Source organism: Ferribacterium limneticum, from assembly GCF_020510625.1.
GTDB classification, from domain to species: Bacteria; Pseudomonadota; Gammaproteobacteria; order Burkholderiales; family Rhodocyclaceae; genus Azonexus; species Azonexus limneticus_A.
On the sequence record NZ_CP075191.1, the window covers coordinates 3,250,357 to 3,269,580 of the forward strand.

Here is a 19,224-nt window from a genome sequence, read left to right on the forward strand (position 1 = left end):
GGACAGCAAGCGCCTCAAGCTGCCTCGGCAAAGCGCTCGCCGCCCGCTATGGCAAGCGAGCTTCTTTCAGTTCAGTCGGCTCTTCTGGTCGATTCGAATCGATCAGGATACTCACCCGGCGATTCCTGGCCCTTCCCTCCACCGTAGTATTGGTTTCGAGCGGGCGGGTTTCTCCGTAGCCAATCGCCGTCAAACGCTCGGCACCGACGCCACCGTCGTTGAATAAGCGCAATACCGTAGTTGCCCGCATGGCCGACAACTCCCAGTTCGAGGGAAATTGCGCGGTTGCAATCGGCACATTGTCAGTGTGGCCTTCAATCGTAATAGGAAAATCCGAAGCCGCCAGCACTTGTGCGATAGCCAACATTGCACTGATCGATGCACTCTGCAACTTGGCCTGCCCAGCAGGAAAAAGAATGCTGTCGTTGATTTCAATCGTCACGCCACGGCTGGTTTCCAGCAGGCGCACCTTGCCCTGAGCGACCAAGGGCTGAAGCGCTTCCATGATGTCGGAGGCGACATTTTTCATTTTATGCCGCTGCTCAACTTTCTTCTGTTCCTGCAATTTGTCCGGCTTGGCAATCGGCTTGACCGGCATCAGCGGGGCCCCCTGTATCACCGCAATCGGCTGCCCTCCGGGCTGGGCTGTCACATTCTTGAAGGCATTGGTCAGCGAATTGGACAGAACCTTGTACTTGCCCTCGTTAACAGAGGAGATGGCGTACATCACCACGAAGAAGGCAAACAGCAGGGTGATGAAATCCGCGTAGGAAACGAGCCAGCGCTCGTGGTTCTCGTGCTCTTCCTCGCGACGCCGCCGAGCCATTAGTTCAGGTAGCCTTTCAGACGGCCTTCAATGATCCGCGGGTTGTCCCCCACAGCAATGCCAACCAACCCGTCGACCAGCATTTCGCGAGTCGAGACCATCCGCATAATGTAGTACTTGAGCTTGGCGGCTATCGGCAGATAGACCAGATTGGCCAGCCCGACGCCATAGATCGTGGCGACGAAGGCGACGGCAATCCCCGCCCCCAATTTGGTCGGATCGGACAGGTTCTCCATCACATGGATAAGGCCCATTACCGCACCGAGAATCCCGATCGTTGGTGAATACCCCCCGGCCGCTTCCCAGATTTTTGCCGACTGACGCCACTCATCTTCGAAGGTATTGATCTCGACTTCGAGCAATTCGCGAATGCGCTCTGGATCGGCGCCATCGACCAGAAGCTGCAATCCCCGGCGGGCAAATTCGTCCTTGATCCCGGGAATATGATTCTCCAGAGCCAACAGGCCTTCCCGCCGCGAGAGTTGGCTCCAGTTCAATATTTGGTCGATCAGGCGCTTCTGTTCAATGACGGGCGGCACCCAGACCCATTTGACCATTTTCATGCCACGCCTGAAAACGTGGATCGGGCTTTGCAGCAAGACTGCCCCCAGCGTGCCACCGAGCACGATAAGCAGGGCAGTTGGCTGAACCAGGGAGCCGACATGGCCACCTTCGAGAATTTGACCGCCAATGATCGCAAAAAGGCCAATGGCGATGCCGGCCAGACTGATCTTATCCATCAAGCCTTCTCCTTGCGGCGTTTTGCGGCCTTCGGGATTTCTCCGACAATCTGGCTGCGCAGGCGAGCGATCGCCTGGCTATGCAACTGACAGACGCGAGATTCGGTAACGCCCATCACCTCGCCGATTTCCCGCAAATTGAGGTCCTGTTCGTAATACAGGGCCATCATCAGTTTTTCCCGCTCGGGAAGTCCGCCAATTGCCGCCACCAGCAAGGCCTTGACGCCCCGATCCTCGAGAATGGAGGCAGGGTCGGCTGCATTGTCAGTCAAGTGGCGCTCGAGAAAATCCTCCTCGCCATCGCCGGCCAAATCGTCGAAATAGACCAGTTGGTGACCGCGGGCGTCTTGCAGGGTTTTTTGGTAGTCAGCCAATGACATACCGAGCGCCTCGGCCAACTCCCTCTCGGAGGGTACTCGGCCACGCTCGTGCTCAAGCTGATTGATCGCTGCCTCAATGCGCCGCAACTCACGACGAAGATTGCGTGGCAACCAGTCGTTTTCCCGCAATCCATCCAGCATGGCGCCGCGGATACGCTGAGTGGCATAGGTTTCGAACTGGGCGCCAAAACCTTCCTGGAAGCGATCGATTGCATCAAGCAAGCCGATCATGCCGTTCTGAACCAGATCATCGAACTGAACGCTGGGCGGCAAACGCGCCATCAAGTGATAGGCGATACGCTTCACCAGCGGCGCGAAGCGCTGAACCAACTGATCCCTGTCTGGCTGCCCGGCAGCGTTATACATCAAGCTCGAAGTACGTTGGGTGTTATGCGTTGGCTCAAGTGTAACAGTTGCTGCATGAATTGCTCGACCCCTCCCGCTTCACTCTCGCTGCGCTGCCAGTACAGCATGTCGGATGCGATATCGCGGAAGGCCTCGGCAGCCAGTGAATCCGGCGCCTGAACAAGGACCGGGCGACACAACTGAGCGGACTGACGGAGCGCTTCATCAAGCGGGATTGCACCGGCATAATCCAGACGGGCAATACCTCGCTGGGCGGCTACCTGAGCGATATTTTCATAGATCGAACGAGCATCCGGCTGACTGCGCACCTTATTGACCAGGATACGGAAATGCTTGCGCGAAAATGCGTGGCTAACCTTTTTGATCAACGAGTAGGCTTCCGTGATCGAAGCACTGCTGCCCGACAGGACAACAACCGCCTCCTGAGCCGCCAGCCCGAATGGAGAAAAGCCATTCGGATGAGCCATGCTGGCGTCGACCAGAATCACATCAATGGGTCGCTCCAGCCCCGACATCGCGTCGAGCAGGGTTTGCTGTTGCGGCAGGGATAAACGACCGAGCTTTTTGACGGCACGCGCCGCCGGCAGAACCCGCAGGCCATGCATCGGTTGCAACAAAACCTGGGACAAAGGCAGTTCTCGTTGAACCACATTCAGCAAATCGTTCCGGGCGACCAAGCCAAAGGTGGCAGCAATGTCATCACCCGGCGCATGCTCGTCGATGATCAGCACTTCCTTGCCGAGGCGAGCCAGCGCCACGCCGATATTGGCGACGGCCACGCTACGCCCGACGCCCTCGCATCCAGCGACAAAAGTGACTACCTGCAGTTGCTGGCCACCGCCCAGCAGGCGCCGCAGGCCAGCGGCCTGATCGACACGAAAATCAGCCACGACGTCCTCCGACCGCAACCATGCCGGCGTTGGCCATCATCAGCGCAGGTTCCACACCATCGTATTTATGCGGAGAGCTTTCCGGCACATCCTTGAAGGCACGATGCAACAGGTAGCTTCGGTTTGGCAGATGCAGATCTTCCGGTACGCGCTGGCCATTCGATACGTACAGCAGCTTCAGGCTGTGCCGCATGATCACATCCAGGGCCGTTGCCAGACTGGCCGCTTCATCAATCTTGGTCAGAATGCAACCCGCCAGGGTATCGCCGGCATAGGCTCGCACGACATCGTCCAGCGTATCGCCACGCGCTGTCGAATTCAGCAGCAACAGACGCTTCACATCACAGCCGGCCAGCATGTCGGTCAATTCCGGCACCAGCTTGTCCTTCTGGCTCATGCCCATGGTGTCGATCAGGACCATGTGCTTGTGCTGCAATTCAATCAGGGTCTGGCGCAGTTCAGTCGCATCCTTGACCAGATGAACAGAAACACCAAGGATACGGCCGTAGATGCGCAGCTGCTCATGCGCCCCGATCCGGTAGCCGTCCGTGGTGACCAAGGCTACCTTGCTCGGACCATGCCGCAACACACAGCGCGCCGCCAGCTTTGCAGTCGTTGTCGTCTTGCCTACGCCAGTTGGCCCGACCAGCGCGTAAACACCGCCCCGATCGACGATATCGTTTTCGTTGCCGATGGTCATCAGTGAGCGGTCCGCAGCCCCCTTTACCCAGGCCATGGCCTCGATATTATTCATTTCGTGAGGCAAATCGGTGAGCAGATCGCGCGCAAATTGCGGAGAAAACCCGGCATCAAGCATCTGGCGCAGAATTTCTGTCTTCACCGGCTCGGAGCGAGCCGTCTCTCCCCAAGCAAAGCCGGCCAGATGCTGCTCGACAATCCGGCGCAGCGAACGAATTTCCTCCATCACCTCCATCGGCACCACGTCAGCCTCCGGGCGACGCTGCGGTGCAGCCTGGGTTGGTGCTGGAGCAGCCGGCGGCAGCGGATTCCCAACCGGGCGCTGCGGTGCAACCGGTATAGCCCCTGAACGGCCAAGGTCAAGATTGCGCAAGGCGCCATTTTTCGGAATACCGGCGTTCACCGTCCCTGCAGGCTTCTGTGCAGCCGCCTGAGCGATATTTTGCCGGGGCATCTGGGGCGCCTGGGACATGACCGGCGGGGGAGTCGGTTGCGAGATGCGAGCCCGTGCAGAATTCAACACAACACGGTAGTCGTCATCAAATTCGTTTTGTTGCGGCCGCCTTTCTGGCGGTGCGCGATCGGCCACCGGTGTGGGCACGATCATCGCCATGTCGCGGGCAGCAACAGCCATGATCTCAACCCCACCCGGAACCCCTCGGTTTGAAAGGATGATCGCGTCGTTACCGAGCGTTTCCTTCACTTTCCTCAAGGCATCCCTTGCATTGGCCGCGATGAATTTTCTGACGTTCATGTTCTACCTCCGATGATCGAGGTCACCTTGATAATTCGAGCTTCAGGCACTTCGTTGTGTGACAGCACCTTCAACTGGGGAATGGTGCGGCGCAGAAATTTGGAAAGGAGCAAACGCAGGCTACCCGGCACCAGCAATACCGCCGGCAGGCCAAGCCCCTCCTGGCGCTCGGCAGCAGCCGCAGTCTCGCGGACCAGCGTATCCGCCAGCCCCGGCTCGAAACTGGTGTTTTCAGAACCGCCGGCGACGGCTTGGGAGAGCAGGCGCTCAAGCGTCGGATCAAGCGACATGACCTGCATTTCGCTGCTTCCGGGGAAGATCTGCTGGACAATCGCGCGGCCAAGCGCCATGCGCACCTGGGTCGACAGGTCGTCGGCGTTCTGGGTACGCGTCGCGTGATCGGCCACCGTTTCGATAATGGTTCGCATGTCGCGGATATGGACGCCTTCCTCGAGCATCGCCTGCAAGACTTTTTGCAGGATGCCGAGCGGCAAAACCTTGGGCACCAGATCCTCGACCAGCTTGGGCATTTCCTTCGCCAGATGGTCGAGCAGTTGCTGCACTTCCTGGCGCCCCAGCAGCTCCGCCGCGTGGGTCAGAATCAGATGATTGAGGTGGGTCGCAACCACCGTCGAGGCATCAACGACGGTATAACCATAGGCTTGGGCCTGATCGCGCTGACCGGCATCAATCCAAGTAGCCGGCAAGCCGAAGGCCGGATCCTTCGTCGTCGCACCATTGAGGGTACCTGCGACACGCCCCGGATTGATGGCCAGATACTGTCCAGCATAGGCCTCGCCCTGCCCGACCTCCACGCCCTTGAGCAGGATGCGATAGGCGTTTGGCTTCAACTCCAGGTTGTCGCGAATGTGCACTGGGGAAACCAGAAAACCGACTTCCTGAGCAAATTTCTTGCGAATGCCACGGATACGGCGCAACAACTCGCCATCCTGCGACTTGTCGACCAGTGGAATCAGACGGTAGCCAACTTCCAGACCCAGCACATCCAGCGGCGCCACATCGCTCCAACTGGCCTCCAGGGCCTCCGGAACGGCAGCCGGCGCAACCGGCACCGGCGTCGCGACAACGAGCTTTTCACGCTTAGCCATTGTCCAGGCAAACCAGCCAAGCGAAGATGCCAGCATCAGGAAGACCAGATTCGGCATGCCCGGAATCAAGCCCAGGAAGCCCACAATGGCAGCCGTCACACCCAGGACTTTCGCGCTGCGGAACATCTGGCCCATCACCTGCTGGCCTATATCACGGTCATCGGAAACCCGGGTCACCACCATACCGGCCGCGATGGAAATGATCAGGCCTGGGATCTGGGCAACCAGACCGTCACCGATGGTCAGCAAGGTATAGTTCTTGGCAGCCTGCGCCAATTCCATGTTGTGCTGCAGCACCCCAACGATCAGGCCGCCAACGACATTGAGCAACATGATGATGATGCCGGCCACGGCATCACCACGCACAAACTTCGAGGCACCGTCCATGGAACCGAAGAACTCAGCTTCCCGTGAAATTTCGGTTCGCCGCTTGCGGGCCTCTTCCTCACCGATCAGGCCGGCATTGAGGTCGGCATCGATCGCCATCTGCTTGCCCGGCATCGCGTCAAGCGTGAAGCGCGCCGAGACTTCCGCTACCCGGCCGGCACCCTTGGTGATCACGACGAAGTTGATAACCACCAGGATCAGGAAAACCATGATGCCGACGGCAAAATTTCCACCGACCAAGAAGTGCCCGAAGGCCTCAATGACCTTGCCAGCCGCATCCGGCCCGTTGTGGCCCTCAAGCATGACGATCCGGGTCGAGGCCACGTTCAGCGACAGGCGTAGCAACGTAGTGACCAGCAGCACCGTCGGAAACACCGAAAAATCCAGCGTTTTCTGGGTATTGACCGCAACCAGCAAGACCAGCACCGAAATTGCGATATTGAACGTAAAGAACACATCCAGCACGAACGCCGGAAGCGGCAGCACCATCATCGCCAGGATCATCAGGATCAGGATGGGTGCCGCCAGCTGCGTGACGTTCATGCGTCCCAGAAGGCCTTGCATGCTGAGTGATGAGGCAGCCATTTACGCAGCCTCCGGGACAAGTTCGGGAGGCACCGACAAATCACGCGGTGGAACCGGATAGATGCCGCCTACCTGACGCCAGTTGGCGAGCTGATAGATATAAGCAAGAACCTCCGCGACTGCGTTATACAGGGCGGAGGGGATTTCTGCATCGAGTTCGGCGTGCTTGTACAAGGCGCGCGCCAAAGGCGGCGCCTCCATAATCGGCACCGCATTCTCGTTGGCAACTTCCTTAATTTTCAGCGCCACCGCACCAACGCCTTTCGCCACCACCCTGGGTGCCGCCATGCCCGTCTGATACGCAAGGGCCACGGCATAGTGCGTCGGGTTGGTGACCACGACATTTGCCTTCGGCACAGCCGACATCATGCGTTTGCGGGCAGCCTGCATCTGAAGGCTGCGGATGCGGCCCTTGACATGCGGGTCGCCCATCATTTCCTTCATTTCCTGCTTGACCTCTTCCTTGGTCATCTTCAGCTTGGCAAAGTACTGCCAAAGCTGGAAAGGCACATCGGCGGCCACAACCAGAACCAGAGTAGCCACCAGAATCAGGAAGGAAAAGGACACCAAGTTGCCCGCATGCGCCAGACCAGCCTCAAGCGGCTCTCCCAGCAAGCCAAAGATCTCATCGCGCTCTTTCCAGATCAACATCGCGGCAACGCCACCAACCAACACTGCCTTCAGAATCGCCTTGGCCAACTCCATCAGGCTATTCCAGGAAAACATCCGGCCAAAACCGGTCAGCGGATTCAAGCGATTCAGATCAGGCACCAGTGCCTTGGAAGAAAAAACCCAGGCGTTCAGGAAAAACGGGGGAAGGATGGCTGCGAACAGCAATAAGCCGAGCAGTGGCGAAAATACGAAAAGCGCATCGCCCGAGATTTCCGCAAGACGCGGCAGCATCAGGTCAGGATTCCTCATATACGGCGTCTCAACCGTAAACCCTTTCTGCATGATTATCAGGGAGCGTTGAACAAACCAGCCACCCATCATCCAAAAAGTAGCGCCGGCGACAACCAGAACCAGAAACGTAGCAAGTTCGCGGGAATGGGGGACCTGACCCTGTTCGCGGGCCTGCTCGATTCGCCTGCCTGTAGGCTCTTCAGTTTTCTCGAGGTCGCTATCTTCCGCCATAGCCATCTTTGGTTAGTGTTGTGGCTATTATAGGAAAAAACTAGAAAAATTAAAGAGGTACGTGAGTTTATTTAGCCTGTTTCTCAAATGCCGGTCGCAAGCACATGACAACAGAGTAAACCTGCAAAAAGCAAAGAGGGGGCAAAGCCCCCTCTCAACTCGTTGACTTGGAACGGTAATTAGACGAAGTCGAGCGACCTCATTCCGGAACCAATGTCGACATGCTGACCAATATCCGACAGCAACTCCTTCATGTCGAGAATCAGCACAATCTGGCCATTCGACAGCGTGGTGACGCCGGCAACGCCCTTGGGACGGAAATCTTCAAGAGACTTGATGACCGCATCGTCTCGCCCGGCGAAACTGTCGACCCCGAGAATGAAGCTGCGCTCCGCCGTCTGCATGAACACACCGTACTCCGGCTCATGCTCCTGTGGCCAGCCGAGCAGGCGCGCCAGCGTAATGACCGGCAACACCTCACCGCGAACCACCAGGGTTTCCTTGCCGCCCACTTCCTGAATACGGCTCTGCTCGATCGGCAAAATCTCGCGAACCATCGACAGCGGCAAGGCAAAGGGCTGATCACCCAGCAACACCAACAGGACCGGCAAAATGGCCAGCGTCAGCGGCAGGGAGATAATGAAGACCGAGCCCTTGCCTGGCTCGGAGCGAATTTCAATCGAACCGTTCAGCTTCTGGATGTTGGTCTTGACCACATCCATACCTACACCACGACCAGACACATCGGAAATCTGTGCCTTGGTGGAAAAACCAGGCAGGAAGATCAGATTCAAACTCTGGCGCTCGTCCAGCGTATTCGCCTCCTCCTCCGAAACCAGGCCCTTTTCGATGGCCTTGGCACGAATACGTTCGGCGCTCATCCCCTTGCCATCATCGGCAATGATCAGGACGATGTGGTCCCCCTCCTGGCGAGCCTCCAGGCGCACCAGGCTCTTTACCGGCTTGCCCGATAGCTGGCGCTCGTTCGGCATCTCGACACCGTGATCGACGGCATTCCGGATCAAGTGAATCAACGGATCGGCCAAGTCTTCGATCATGGTCTTGTCGACCTCGGTCTCCTCACCTGCCAGCACCAGTTCGACATCCTTGCCCAATTGGCGGGCGAGGTCACGGGCAATACGGGGATATTTCTGGAACAGACGACCGATCGGCTGCATCCGGGTCTTCATCACCGAGTTCTGCAGATCGGAAACCAGCAGATCAAGCTGACTGACCGCCTGATCAAGGGCGTGCAAGGTTTCCGAATCGTTTTTCCCGGCCAAGATATCGGCACGCAAACTGGTCAGGCGGTTCTTGGTCAAACCGATCTCACCGGAAAGATTCAATACCTGATCCAGTCGAGATGTATCGACACGTATCGTGTTTTCACGCGCACGTTCTTCCACGCGGCGAGCGTTGACCGGCGGATTACCCGGCTTGTCGCTGGCCCGGCGACCAAAAGGCGATGCTGCAGCCGGCTGTGCCACTGCGGTTGAGGACACCGCCGCCGCAGGGGTAACCGCGATCTCGACGGCCGCTGCCTCCGCTTTGGTAATCAATTCACTTTGTGGCGCCGCGCTTGGCGCCTGGCCAGTGACTGCCGCATGCAGGAGATTCCAGTCCGGCTCACCGGGCGCCGATGTCGCGGCTGCCGGTGGCACAGACTCAGCCGGGGCGGTCGGCGCCACAATCGGTGCAGCAACAGGCGCCTCGCCAGTCAGCGCCCCCTGCAATGCTGCGATAACCGCCGGGTCGGCTGGCTGAGGCTGAACCATCTGCCCCAGTTCGCCGAACATCTCCCGCACCCCCTTGGTGGCTGCCATGATGACATCCATCAATTCCGGGTTAAGTTCGAGTTCGCCATTACGCAGGCGGTCGAACAAATTTTCAGTCAGGTGGCAAAGAGTGACCAGCTCGGTGGCATTCAGGAAGCCCGCGCCTCCCTTGACCGTATGAAACCCACGAAATATGTCATTCAGCAAGCCACGATCGTCCGGCATCTTCTCGAGATCGACCAGTTTGTTGTCCACATCCGACAACAGGTCGTGAGCCTCCTGCAGGAAATCCTGCAGGAGATCTTCCATTCCGCCAAAATCACTCATATTGCCCCCCCTCAGAAACCGAGGCTATCGAGCAGGTCATCAACCTGCTCTTGGTTAACCACGACATCGGTTCGCCCTTCGGCATTGATTACCGGGCCATTCATCAGGCTGGCCACTTCCTCGGTACGTTTCGTTTCCGGCACAACTTCAATCAGCAGAGTCATCAACCCGGATTCAAGATCCTGGGCAAGAGAAACCACCTTCTTGATGACCTGCCCGGTCAAATCCTGAAAGTCCTGCGCCATCATGATCTCGGTAAGCTGAGCATGGGTGTCGCGGGTTTTCCTGGGCAACTGCTCGTTCAGGTAGGCGCGCGTTTCGGCAGCCAGCAACTTGAAATCCTGCGGCCCCATTTCGTTGGCAAAGACTTTGTCCCAACGCTGGCCAAGCGCACGAGCGCCATTTTCAATGTCGTCGACCAAGGGACTGGCAATATCCGTGGCATTCAAGACGCGACACGCCGCCTGTTCGGTCAGATTCGCCACATAAGTCAGGCGGTCCTTGGCATCGGGAAGTGCCGAAACGGTCTTCTCAAGCAGTTTGTCGTAGCCCAGTTGTCCCAACGTGTCGTGCAGGGCACGCGCCATATGGCCGATACGATTGAAGACAGCCTCTTGCTGGGACCATGCATCACCACCGGAGGCAGAAACGGCCTGTGCCATGTCGCTGCTACTTTGTGCAAGCGCCTGTTCAGCCTGGGTTTCGGCGGCGACACTGTCAAACAAATCCTGCAGGTCATCGGAGTCGCTACCTGTAGAAACTACCGGCGCAGGAGCAACAGGAGCTGATGGCGCAACTGGTGCCGGGGTGTAATCGGAAGCGATTGAGTCAAAGAGCGCTTCGAGGTCGTCGGAATCGTTGTTGGCAGACATGATTCCCCCTTAGGCCTGACCCATTTTTTCGAAAATCTTGTTCAGTTTTTCGGACAGGGTTCCCGCCGTGAAGGGCTTGACGATGTAACCACTCGCCCCGGCCTGCGCGGCAGCAATAATATTTTCCTTCTTCGCCTCGGCAGTAATCATCAAGACGGGCAGATGCTTGAGATTCGGGGTGGCACGAATGGTCTGCAGCAATGTCAGACCGTCCATATTTGGCATATTCCAGTCGGTCACCACAAACTCGAACCCGCCAGCCTGAAGTTTTTGCAGCGCGATAGCGCCGTCTTCGGCCTCATCAACGTTGGTATAGCCCAACTCTTTCAGCAAGTTACGGACAATTCGACGCATCGTGGAAAAATCATCCACAACCAGAAATCTCATTTTGGGATCAGCTGCCATGCAGTACTCCAGAAACTTTACTTGTTATCGTTCAATCAGCGGACGCAGCGTATCTGCCAACGCCTCAGCATCGAATTTTGCGACATATGCGTCCACACCCACCGACTTGCCCATCGCACGATTGGCTTCGGAAGAAAGTGAAGAGTGCATGACGACGGGCACCCCTTCGAAACGCGGGTCTGATTTGATATTTTTGGTCAGGACGTAACCGTCCATTTCCGGCATCTCGGCATCAACCAGTATCAGACGGACATCGTCACGGATATTGCGCCCCATCTGCAAGGCATGAGCAGCAATTCCCTGCAGGCGCGTCCAAGCTTCCATGCCATTGGTGGCATGCTTGTGGCGCACACCGAGTTTGTCGAGAACTTCGGAAATTTTCCGGCGGGCAACGCTGGAGTCATCGACAAAAAAGACGCTGGTCTCCGGATCGACCCTGGCCGGCGGAATATCGACAATCATCGCCTCGCCAAACGCATTGGCCAGAATCTGTTCAACGTCGAGAATGGATACCAGGCCACCGCTTTCGAGCTCGATCACGGCGGTGATCAGGCCCTGATTCGCACTCAGCACGCTTTCAGGCGCCTTTACCCGCTCCCAATCCACACGGATGATCCGATCAACATCATGGACAAGGAAACCGAGGGTACGCTTCGAGTACTCAGCGACCATCATTGTCTTACCCAGCCCGGGCTGAGTATCCAGATGCATGAACGGCGCCAGTGAAAGCACCGGAATAACATTGCCACGCAAGGAGATCAGGCCTTCGACACCGCGCGGCATGTTCGGCGTCTTGGTAATGTGAGGCGTCCGACCGACTTCGCGGACCTTAAAAACATTGATGCCGAAAATCTCGCGCGTACCGAGCGTAAACAGCAAGATTTCCATTTTATTGGAACCCGCCAATCGAGTCCGGGCATCAACACTATCCAGCAGATTTTTATTCTCAACGAGGTTCATCACCAACTCCCGCTATCTCAAGCCACGCTGACTGGCGACGTTTCGACGCCCAGGCGCCGCGCCAGTGTTTCGGACAAACGCATCGGCTCAAACTTGGGCACGTACTCATCCACCCCCACTGATGCACCAAGCTTCTGATTCGACATACCGGACAGCGACGAATGCATGATGACCGGTACGCCATTGAAGCGCGGGTCAGACTTGATTTTCTTGGTCAGGATGTAACCGTCCATTTCCGGCATTTCGATGTCGGTCAACACCAGGCTGATGATCGAAGAAGCCGGTTTGCCGATGGACTGCGCATAGGTAGCGACTTTTTCCATCTCTTCCCACATTTGGCGGCCATTTACCGCCGATATTCCCTTGACGCCCATGGCCGAAAGTGTACGCTCAATCTGCTTGCGGGCGACACTGGAGTCATCACAATAGAAAACCGTGCTATCAGGGCGATCCACAGTAACTACACCCCGATACATGATCTCGTTATCGATGCTGGTCGTTTCGGACAACACTTTCTCGACGTCCATCATCATGACCAGGCGGTTGTCTTCAAGCTCCGTCACCGCAGTCACCAAGCCACCGGTCTGCGAGGTCAACATTTCAGGGGGGACACGCATCTTGCTCCAGTCGAGCCTCAGGATTGTATCGACCCCTTCGACAAGAAAACCCTGCGTATGACCGTTGTACTCGGTGACGATCATGATTTCACGCGGCGTCTCCGGGGAAATCCCTGAATACTTGGCCAGATCAATCACTGGAACGAGAGCACCGCGCAGGCTGACCATTCCCTCGACCGAAGACGGCATATCGGGGGCCGCGGTAATGACCGGGGTACGCATGACCTCACGAACCTTGAAGACATTGATGCCATAAGTTTCGCGGCGCCCCGTACGCTGATCTACTCCGAGGAAAAAAAGGAGTATCTCAAGCTTGTTGGTGCCAGCAAGCTTGGTTCGCGCATCAATATTCTTCAGTAGTTCCGACATCTTCATCCTCTCGTGCGTTGCACATCGGGCTGTTTTACACACCCGAAGTGGGCGCCACCCTTGAACTGCAACGTACCACCCTTCACCACCCAGTGACCGCGTTTAGCAACATTAACGGCAGCCCACGCGGATTATTTAGGAAATTTGAAACAATTTACCAAAATTAGCAATATCTAGCACCTGTTTCACATTCCCACGAACACCGGTCAGGGCAACTTCTTTGTTTGCACCGCCCAATTTGTCACGCAACATCAACAACATACCCAAGGCGGAACTATCGAGATAGTCCACCCCTGAAAAATCCACAACAACAGATCTCACTGCGGCATCAGTAACCAAGGGCTCATAGGAGCCGCGAAACTCGCGGTGGGTGTTGAAATCAAAACGTCCGACCAGCTTGATAATCGCTTTGCCAGCCTCATTGACAATACTTGCTTGCATTTTTTTTCCTATTCAAATAACCCGGACTGCGCTCTAGTTTAATACTTTACTCATATGCGACAAGTCTGTCCTGTCGTTTACGAGTTGATGGCACCGATAACCCGCCGCGCCATGTCGTCCAGCGAACACTGCTCATCGACCGCGCCGATCAAAAATGCTTCGCGCGGCATCCCGTAAACAACACAGCTAGCTTCATCTTGTCCAAACGTTCTTGCTCCTGCCTGGCGCATGCGCAGCAATCCTTGAGCACCATCCTTACCCATGCCCGTCAGGATTACCCCGATCGCCTTGCGACCGACCAGTGCAGCTGCCGAATCGAACAACACATCGACGGCTGGGCGATGCCTATTGACGGGGGGCGTCGCAGCGAGCTCGGTCAGGAAACCGGAAGTACCACGCCGAATCGACAAATGGGAATGTCCTGGCGCGACATAAACGGTGCCAGGCTCAATTTTTTCATTTCCCTTGGCTTCGACGACGCGTGGCGCGCACAGACTATCCAGACGACGCGCAAAAGAGGCGGTAAACGTTTCGGGCATATGCTGAACGATCAGGATTGGTGGGCAATCCGCAGGAATACCGAGCAGGAAATCCTTGATTGCCTCCGTTCCTCCTGTTGAAGCGCCGACAAAAATGATTTTCCCGCTGCCCCCCAAGCCTGTTTTTGCCGGCGCCGATGCCGGAGCCGGTTTCGTTGCGCCCCCCCCATGCCCGGTCATTGTCCGGCGGAGTCGCGCCCCTTTGGCGGCGCGAATCTTTTCGACGAGTTCTTCTGCATAATTCTCCATGCTCCTTTCGCCATCAGCCTTGGGCTTGCCGATGAAATCGATGGCACCAAGCTCCAGTGCCTTCAGCGTCGTATCGGATCCAGCCTCTGTGTATGAAGAAACCATGACCACAGGCATGGGACGCAAGCGCATCAGACGCTCGAGAAACTCCAGGCCATCCATTTTCGGCATCTGAACATCGAGCGTCAGCACATCCGGATTCAGCACCTTGATCATTTCGCGTGCGCTTTGGGCATCCGGAGCCGCCCCGACCACCTCCATGTCGGGAGCAAGATTGATCATCTGGCTCAACAAGCCACGCATCAAGGCTGAATCATCAACCACGAGAACTCGAATTTTTATCGGCATTTATTCCGTAATCAAAGGCAAAATTTGCAGGATCTCAAGCTTGGCCCAGCCCATTCACATTCAAATAAACAGCTCGACGTCGCCTTCCATGCGCGCTCCAGCCAGGCGCACCTTGTAGTCGTTCTCGCGGCTGAACAAAGTATCGTTATGAACACGATGCAGCTTCTTGACCAGCACTTTCCCGGAGAAGGGAAAATAGTAGACTTTCCGTGGATAGGAATCCAACAAGTCCTTTGCCACGATAGGGATTTTTTCAGTTTTGAGAAAATCGAGTACGAATTCGGCATTTCTGGCACCGACATTGCTGCTGGCCAGACTGGCCAGTACAGCTCCGCCACCAAACACCTTGGCCTCCAGACGATTACGTCGCGCGCCCAGCTTGAGCAGGTGATTGATCAGTACCTCCATGGCGTAGGTGCCGTAACGCGCCGATGTGCCGACTGTTTCCCGTCCGCCGTCGTCAGGCAACATGAAATGGTTCATCCCGCCGATGCCGGAATCGCTGTCCCGAATACAGGCTGCCACACAAGACCCGAGCACCGTCACCAGCAATGCCTCCTGATTGGCGACAAAATACTCACCCGGCAGTATCTTGGCTGCTTCTAATCCAAATTTGCGATCAAAATAGCGGTTGGTAGCCAGATTTTCGTCGTAGGCGTGTGACACTTCGTCCTTTCGCTAGCGTGCACGGGCCAAGGCATAAACCGTCTTGCCTTGGGACTTGAACAGGTCTGCCGCATGCAGGAAGCTCTCCGAATGACCGGCAAACATCAGGCCATCCGGCTGCATCATCGGCGCAAAGCGGGAAAGAATCTTGTACTGGGTTGGCTTATCGAAATAGATCATCACATTTCGACAAAAGATCACATCGAGCGGCCCCTTGACCGAGTAACTCGCATCCAGAAGATTGATGCGCTGAAACTCGATCATCTTTTTCAACTCGGGACGAATCGACACATAGCCCTCCTGCGCCCCCGTTCCGCGCAAAAAGAATTTGCGCAGGCGCTCCGGTGAGAGCTTCTCGACCCGTTCAATCGGGTACACCCCCTTCTGGGCCGTTGCCAACACATTGGTATCGAGATCCGAAGCCATGATCGTGACGTGCGAAACGTTGGCGCCAAAGGTTTCTTGGACGGTCATTGCGATCGAATAAGGCTCTTCACCGGTCGATGCCGCCGAACACCAGACGCGAATTGGGCGCGTGGTGCCGATCTTGCGAAGATGTTCGGCAAAGATCGGAAAATGATGCGGCTCGCGGAAAAAGGAAGTGAGGTTCGTGGTCAACGAATTGACGAAACGCTCCCATTCATCGCCGCCATTTTTTTCCAGCGCATCCAGATATTCCGCGAAGGATGATTTGCCGGTCGCACGCAGGCGACGGGCCAGGCGGGAATAAACCATGTCCTGCTTGACCGGCGACAAGGAAATACCGGCGTGCTGGTAAATCAGCTTGCGCACACGCTCGAAATCCGTCGTCGAAAACGAAAACTCTCGATTGCTCGCCTCGCGCGACGGCAAACTTGCCGACAGTGAGGATCTAAGCGTAGATACAGGTGGTGCCGGCTTTCGCAGATCGGTCATGATCAGAACTCCTCCCACTCGTCATCCAGACTGGTTGGCAGTGCCGGCGATTTCTTGGCACTAATCCGCTCGTTACGCGGTGCCTGAGCAGCACCCCGCTGGCTGCTGCGCGGTGCCTCCAGACGAGCCATTCCGCCCCCTTCTGCGACCTTGAAAACCGAAACAGCCTGAGCCAGGTTGTGCGCCTGTTCCTCAAGGCTTTCAGCCGCAGCGGCGGCCTCTTCAACCAGCGCGGCGTTCTGTTGCGTCACTTCGTCCATCTGGCTGACGGCCAGGCTGACTTGCTCGATGCCCGAGCTTTGCTCACGGCTGGCATCGGAGATGTCGCCCATGATCTTGGCGACCCGCTTGATGCTCGAGACGACTTCTTCCATGGTCCGCCCGGCTTGATCAACCAGCTTGTTGCCGATTTCGACCTTTTCGACGGAATCGGAGATCAGCCCCTTGATTTCCTTGGCGGCGGCAGCGCTGCGCTGGGCGAGGTTGCGGACTTCGGTGGCGACCACGGCAAAGCCGCGGCCTTGTTCGCCGGCCCGGGCGGCTTCCACGGCAGCGTTGAGGGCGAGGATGTTGGTCTGGAAGGCGATTCCGTCGATGACGCCGATGATGTCGGCAATCTTGCTGCTCGACTGGTGGATGGCGTTCATGGTGTCGACGACCTGCCCGACGACTTCGCCGCCCTTGACGGCCACGTGCTGGGCGTTGCCGGCCAGTTCATTGGCCTGGCGGGCGTTGTCGGCGTTTTGCTTCACGGTGCTGGTCAGTTGTTCCATGCTGGAAGCGGTCTCTTCCAGGCTGCTCGCCTGTTCTTCCGTCCGGCTCGACAGGTCCTGGTTGCCCGAGGCAATTTCCTTCGCCGCCGTGTTTATCGCGTCGGTTGACTCCTTGATCTGCCCGACAATTTCCTGCAAGCGAGCGACGGTCGTGTTGGCATCATCCTTAAGTTGCCCGAAGGTACCGGCATATTCGGCTTCAATGGTCTTCGTCAGATCGCCATCCGCCATGGCCGAAAGCACGTTGGCAACATCCTCCAATCCCCGCTGGCTGGTATCGAGCAGGCGGTTGAGATCTTGAGCGAGGCTGCGGAAGAACCCATCCTTGCCCTCCTCACCGACGCGTACGGTGAAATTGCCGTTAGCGGCGCCCCCAACAATGGCGGCCACCTCCCGCTCTACTGCCACCTCATTCGTCCGGTCACGCCACTCGCCGACCGTACCGAGACGTTGACCTCGGTCGTTAATGATCGGATTGGTAGTCACCATGTAAACACGGTTCCCGATATCCATCTCCGAACGTCGCATCTCCGTCAAATTCTTCAGCTTGGCGATAGCTTCGTCACGACCGTCCCGATAGAAAATACCCACATCGTTGCCAACCAATTTGTCGGCACTGAACCCCGGAATATATGACCTCAGAACCTCCTCCATTTCTTCAACCGCTTTCAGGAGGGCCTTGTTGGCATAGATGATGCGCCCATCAAGATCAGCAATGCGCACAGGGCTGCTCACACAATCCAGACCAATCTTGATTCGCAGATTTTCGTCGCCGACGCGGCTCGCCTCGGCGACATTGAAGCCTTGCTGGATCTGCATCGACTGCAGCCCCTGCATCACCTTGCCCAGTTCGTCATTACGGGTGATATCGACGTTGCGTGTGTAGTCGCCGCGAGCCAGCGACTGGAAGGTCGCGATGATGTCCTCCAGCGGCCGCATGACGGAGCGCATGATGCTCCAGGCGACAAAGGCGCCGAAAGCCAGCGCAGCCAGGACGATGGCGATCACCATGATGCGGAACTGCTGGTATGCCTGGTCGGTCTCCGTCAGTTGCGCCTTGCCCCGATTAATCTGCAATTGGTAGAGATCGTCGGCGCGCTTCGAAGCTTCTTCATACGCCGGGTTGAGCTTCTTCAGGAGGATCACATTGGCTTCGTCGTAACGACCTGCCGCGATTGCAGCCTTTGCAGCCAACAGGCCTTCTGTGACGTAAACCTTGCGGGCAGCCACATAGGCATCTGCCAACTGGCGGTGTTCGTCAGAAGCAATTGCTTTCGAATAGCGCTCCCAATGGCCGGTGATGGTAGAGATATTTTTATCGATCGCGCCGAGGTGAGTATCTACGCCGTGCTCATGGGCTTTGGCATTGGGACTGGCCGGATCGTGCTGGAAAGCCAGAAGGATCTGCGAGCGATTGTCCGCCATCAGCTTGCCGATTGCTGCCAACTCCTGGACAGGCTCAAGGCGATTGTTGTAAAGCCGGGCAACCGCATCGTCGCTCCGCCCCATCCCCCAGAGACCAAGCCCTGCCACCAAGGCAACAGCCAGAAGAATGACCGCAAAGGCGGCCGTCATGCGGTTTTTCAGAGAAAGCCCCGAGAGCAGACCAGGACCACCCTTGACGGCAGCGCCATGGCGAATCTGCAGGCTGCCTTGGCGTTTTTCGCGGAACAGTCGGTAGGCTTCTTCGGCCGCCTGGATCTGCTGGGCAGAGGCCTTGCGACGCACCGACATGTAGCCGACAACTTCGCTGCCTTCACGGATAGGCGTCGCCGTAGCGAGAACCCAGTAGTAGTCGCCGTTCTTGCAACGGTTCTTGACCATGCCCGTCCAGGGGCGACCATCCTTCAGATCACGCCATAGATCCTCGAAGGCCTCCGACGGCATATCGGGATGGCGAACCAGATTGTGCGGCTCGCCAATCAGTTCCGCTTCAGTAAAACCACTGATGTCGAGGAAGTCCCGGTTGATATATGTGATCCGCCCCTTGAGATCGGTTTTCGATACGATCAGGGTGTCATCCCGCAAATGCTGCTCTACGGTGGTTACCGGCAAATTTGTTCTCATTGCTCCTCCTCGTCCGTTCTTTTCTCTGTGT

General features: G+C 57.0%; 17 protein-coding genes. All 17 read right to left on the reverse strand.

The genetic code is table 11. The features are described 5' to 3' along the window. Positions 1-46 precede the first annotated feature (46 nt). Positions 47-826: a flagellar motor protein MotD gene (gene motD, locus KI617_RS15655; RefSeq protein ID WP_226447815.1), complete on the reverse strand. Its 780-nt coding sequence runs from the start codon at positions 824-826 to the stop codon at positions 47-49. Next, a complete protein-coding gene (locus tag KI617_RS15660; protein ID WP_226447817.1) occupies positions 826-1,566 on the reverse strand; it encodes a flagellar motor protein in 741 nt (246 codons plus the stop codon). Before KI617_RS15660 ends, motD begins: the two co-directional genes overlap by 1 nt. Then, a complete protein-coding gene (locus tag KI617_RS15665) occupies positions 1,566-2,312 on the reverse strand; it encodes an RNA polymerase sigma factor FliA (RefSeq protein ID WP_226447819.1) in 747 nt (248 codons plus the stop codon). The genes KI617_RS15660 and KI617_RS15665 overlap by 1 nt, the downstream gene beginning before the upstream one ends. After that, positions 2,312-3,202 (reverse strand): MinD/ParA family ATP-binding protein, encoded by an 891-nt coding sequence (locus tag KI617_RS15670; protein WP_226447821.1) that lies wholly within the window; start codon positions 3,200-3,202, stop codon positions 2,312-2,314. Before KI617_RS15670 ends, KI617_RS15665 begins: the two co-directional genes overlap by 1 nt. After that, the gene (gene flhF / locus KI617_RS15675; protein WP_226447822.1) at positions 3,195-4,655 is read right to left on the reverse strand and encodes a flagellar biosynthesis protein FlhF; all 1,461 of its coding nucleotides are present in this window, start codon (positions 4,653-4,655) and stop codon (positions 3,195-3,197) included. The genes KI617_RS15670 and flhF overlap by 8 nt, the downstream gene beginning before the upstream one ends. After that, positions 4,652-6,736, reverse strand: coding sequence for a flagellar biosynthesis protein FlhA (gene flhA, locus KI617_RS15680; RefSeq protein WP_226447824.1), 2,085 nt, complete (start codon positions 6,734-6,736; stop codon positions 4,652-4,654). The genes flhF and flhA overlap by 4 nt, the downstream gene beginning before the upstream one ends. Continuing rightward, positions 6,737-7,870 carry a flagellar biosynthesis protein FlhB gene (gene flhB / locus KI617_RS15685; RefSeq protein ID WP_226447826.1) on the reverse strand — a complete coding sequence of 378 codons (1,134 nt, stop codon included), beginning with the start codon at positions 7,868-7,870 and terminating at the stop codon, positions 6,737-6,739. A gap of 179 nt (positions 7,871-8,049) precedes the next feature. Beyond that, positions 8,050-9,972 (reverse strand): chemotaxis protein CheA, encoded by a 1,923-nt coding sequence (locus tag KI617_RS15690; RefSeq protein ID WP_226447828.1) that lies wholly within the window; start codon positions 9,970-9,972, stop codon positions 8,050-8,052. An 11-nt stretch (positions 9,973-9,983) separates the two neighbouring features. After that, positions 9,984-10,844 (reverse strand): protein phosphatase CheZ, encoded by an 861-nt coding sequence (gene cheZ, locus KI617_RS15695; RefSeq protein WP_226447830.1) that lies wholly within the window; start codon positions 10,842-10,844, stop codon positions 9,984-9,986. Positions 10,845-10,853: 9 nt separating this feature from the next. Then, the gene (cheY, locus tag KI617_RS15700; RefSeq protein WP_011286501.1) at positions 10,854-11,249 is read right to left on the reverse strand and encodes a chemotaxis response regulator CheY; all 396 of its coding nucleotides are present in this window, start codon (positions 11,247-11,249) and stop codon (positions 10,854-10,856) included. A 24-nt stretch (positions 11,250-11,273) separates the two neighbouring features. Next, positions 11,274-12,209, reverse strand: a complete 936-nt coding sequence (locus KI617_RS15705; RefSeq protein WP_226447832.1) for a chemotaxis protein — start codon at positions 12,207-12,209, stop codon at positions 11,274-11,276. Between the two features lie 17 nt (positions 12,210-12,226). Then, entirely contained in the window at positions 12,227-13,195 is a 969-nt protein-coding gene (locus KI617_RS15710; RefSeq protein ID WP_226447834.1) for a chemotaxis protein, read from the reverse strand. Positions 13,196-13,330: 135 nt separating this feature from the next. After that, positions 13,331-13,636 (reverse strand): STAS domain-containing protein, encoded by a 306-nt coding sequence (locus KI617_RS15715; protein ID WP_226447835.1) that lies wholly within the window; start codon positions 13,634-13,636, stop codon positions 13,331-13,333. 77 nt (positions 13,637-13,713) lie between these two features. Continuing rightward, positions 13,714-14,772: a protein-glutamate methylesterase/protein-glutamine glutaminase gene (locus KI617_RS15720; RefSeq protein ID WP_226447837.1), complete on the reverse strand. Its 1,059-nt coding sequence runs from the start codon at positions 14,770-14,772 to the stop codon at positions 13,714-13,716. Between the two features lie 60 nt (positions 14,773-14,832). After that, complete coding sequence (gene cheD / locus KI617_RS15725) at positions 14,833-15,438, reverse strand: chemoreceptor glutamine deamidase CheD (protein WP_226447839.1); 606 nt, start codon at positions 15,436-15,438, stop codon at positions 14,833-14,835. A gap of 12 nt (positions 15,439-15,450) precedes the next feature. Beyond that, the gene (locus KI617_RS15730) at positions 15,451-16,353 is read right to left on the reverse strand and encodes a CheR family methyltransferase (RefSeq protein WP_226447841.1); all 903 of its coding nucleotides are present in this window, start codon (positions 16,351-16,353) and stop codon (positions 15,451-15,453) included. 2 nt (positions 16,354-16,355) lie between these two features. Further along, complete coding sequence (locus KI617_RS20465; protein WP_319004119.1) at positions 16,356-19,193, reverse strand: methyl-accepting chemotaxis protein; 2,838 nt, start codon at positions 19,191-19,193, stop codon at positions 16,356-16,358. Positions 19,194-19,224: the final 31 nt, after the last annotated feature.

Coding starts and splice junctions, on each gene's coding strand:
- motD (WP_226447815.1), bottom strand. CDS start 826: ATGGCTCGGCGGCGTCGCGAGGAAGAGCACGAGAACCACGAGCGCTGG.
- KI617_RS15660 (WP_226447817.1), bottom strand. CDS start 1,566: ATGGATAAGATCAGTCTGGCCGGCATCGCCATTGGCCTTTTTGCGATC.
- KI617_RS15665 (WP_226447819.1), bottom strand. CDS start 2,312: ATGTATAACGCTGCCGGGCAGCCAGACAGGGATCAGTTGGTTCAGCGC.
- flhF (WP_226447822.1), bottom strand. CDS start 4,655: ATGAACGTCAGAAAATTCATCGCGGCCAATGCAAGGGATGCCTTGAGG.
- flhA (WP_226447824.1), bottom strand. CDS start 6,736: ATGGCTGCCTCATCACTCAGCATGCAAGGCCTTCTGGGACGCATGAAC.
- flhB (WP_226447826.1), bottom strand. CDS start 7,870: ATGGCGGAAGATAGCGACCTCGAGAAAACTGAAGAGCCTACAGGCAGG.
- KI617_RS15690 (WP_226447828.1), bottom strand. CDS start 9,972: ATGAGTGATTTTGGCGGAATGGAAGATCTCCTGCAGGATTTCCTGCAG.
- cheZ (WP_226447830.1), bottom strand. CDS start 10,844: ATGTCTGCCAACAACGATTCCGACGACCTCGAAGCGCTCTTTGACTCA.
- cheY (WP_011286501.1), bottom strand. CDS start 11,249: ATGGCAGCTGATCCCAAAATGAGATTTCTGGTTGTGGATGATTTTTCC.
- KI617_RS15705 (WP_226447832.1), bottom strand. CDS start 12,209: ATGAACCTCGTTGAGAATAAAAATCTGCTGGATAGTGTTGATGCCCGG.
- KI617_RS15710 (WP_226447834.1), bottom strand. CDS start 13,195: ATGTCGGAACTACTGAAGAATATTGATGCGCGAACCAAGCTTGCTGGC.
- KI617_RS15715 (WP_226447835.1), bottom strand. CDS start 13,636: ATGCAAGCAAGTATTGTCAATGAGGCTGGCAAAGCGATTATCAAGCTG.
- KI617_RS15720 (WP_226447837.1), bottom strand. CDS start 14,772: ATGCCGATAAAAATTCGAGTTCTCGTGGTTGATGATTCAGCCTTGATG.
- KI617_RS15730 (WP_226447841.1), bottom strand. CDS start 16,353: ATGACCGATCTGCGAAAGCCGGCACCACCTGTATCTACGCTTAGATCC.
- KI617_RS20465 (WP_319004119.1), bottom strand. CDS start 19,193: ATGAGAACAAATTTGCCGGTAACCACCGTAGAGCAGCATTTGCGGGAT.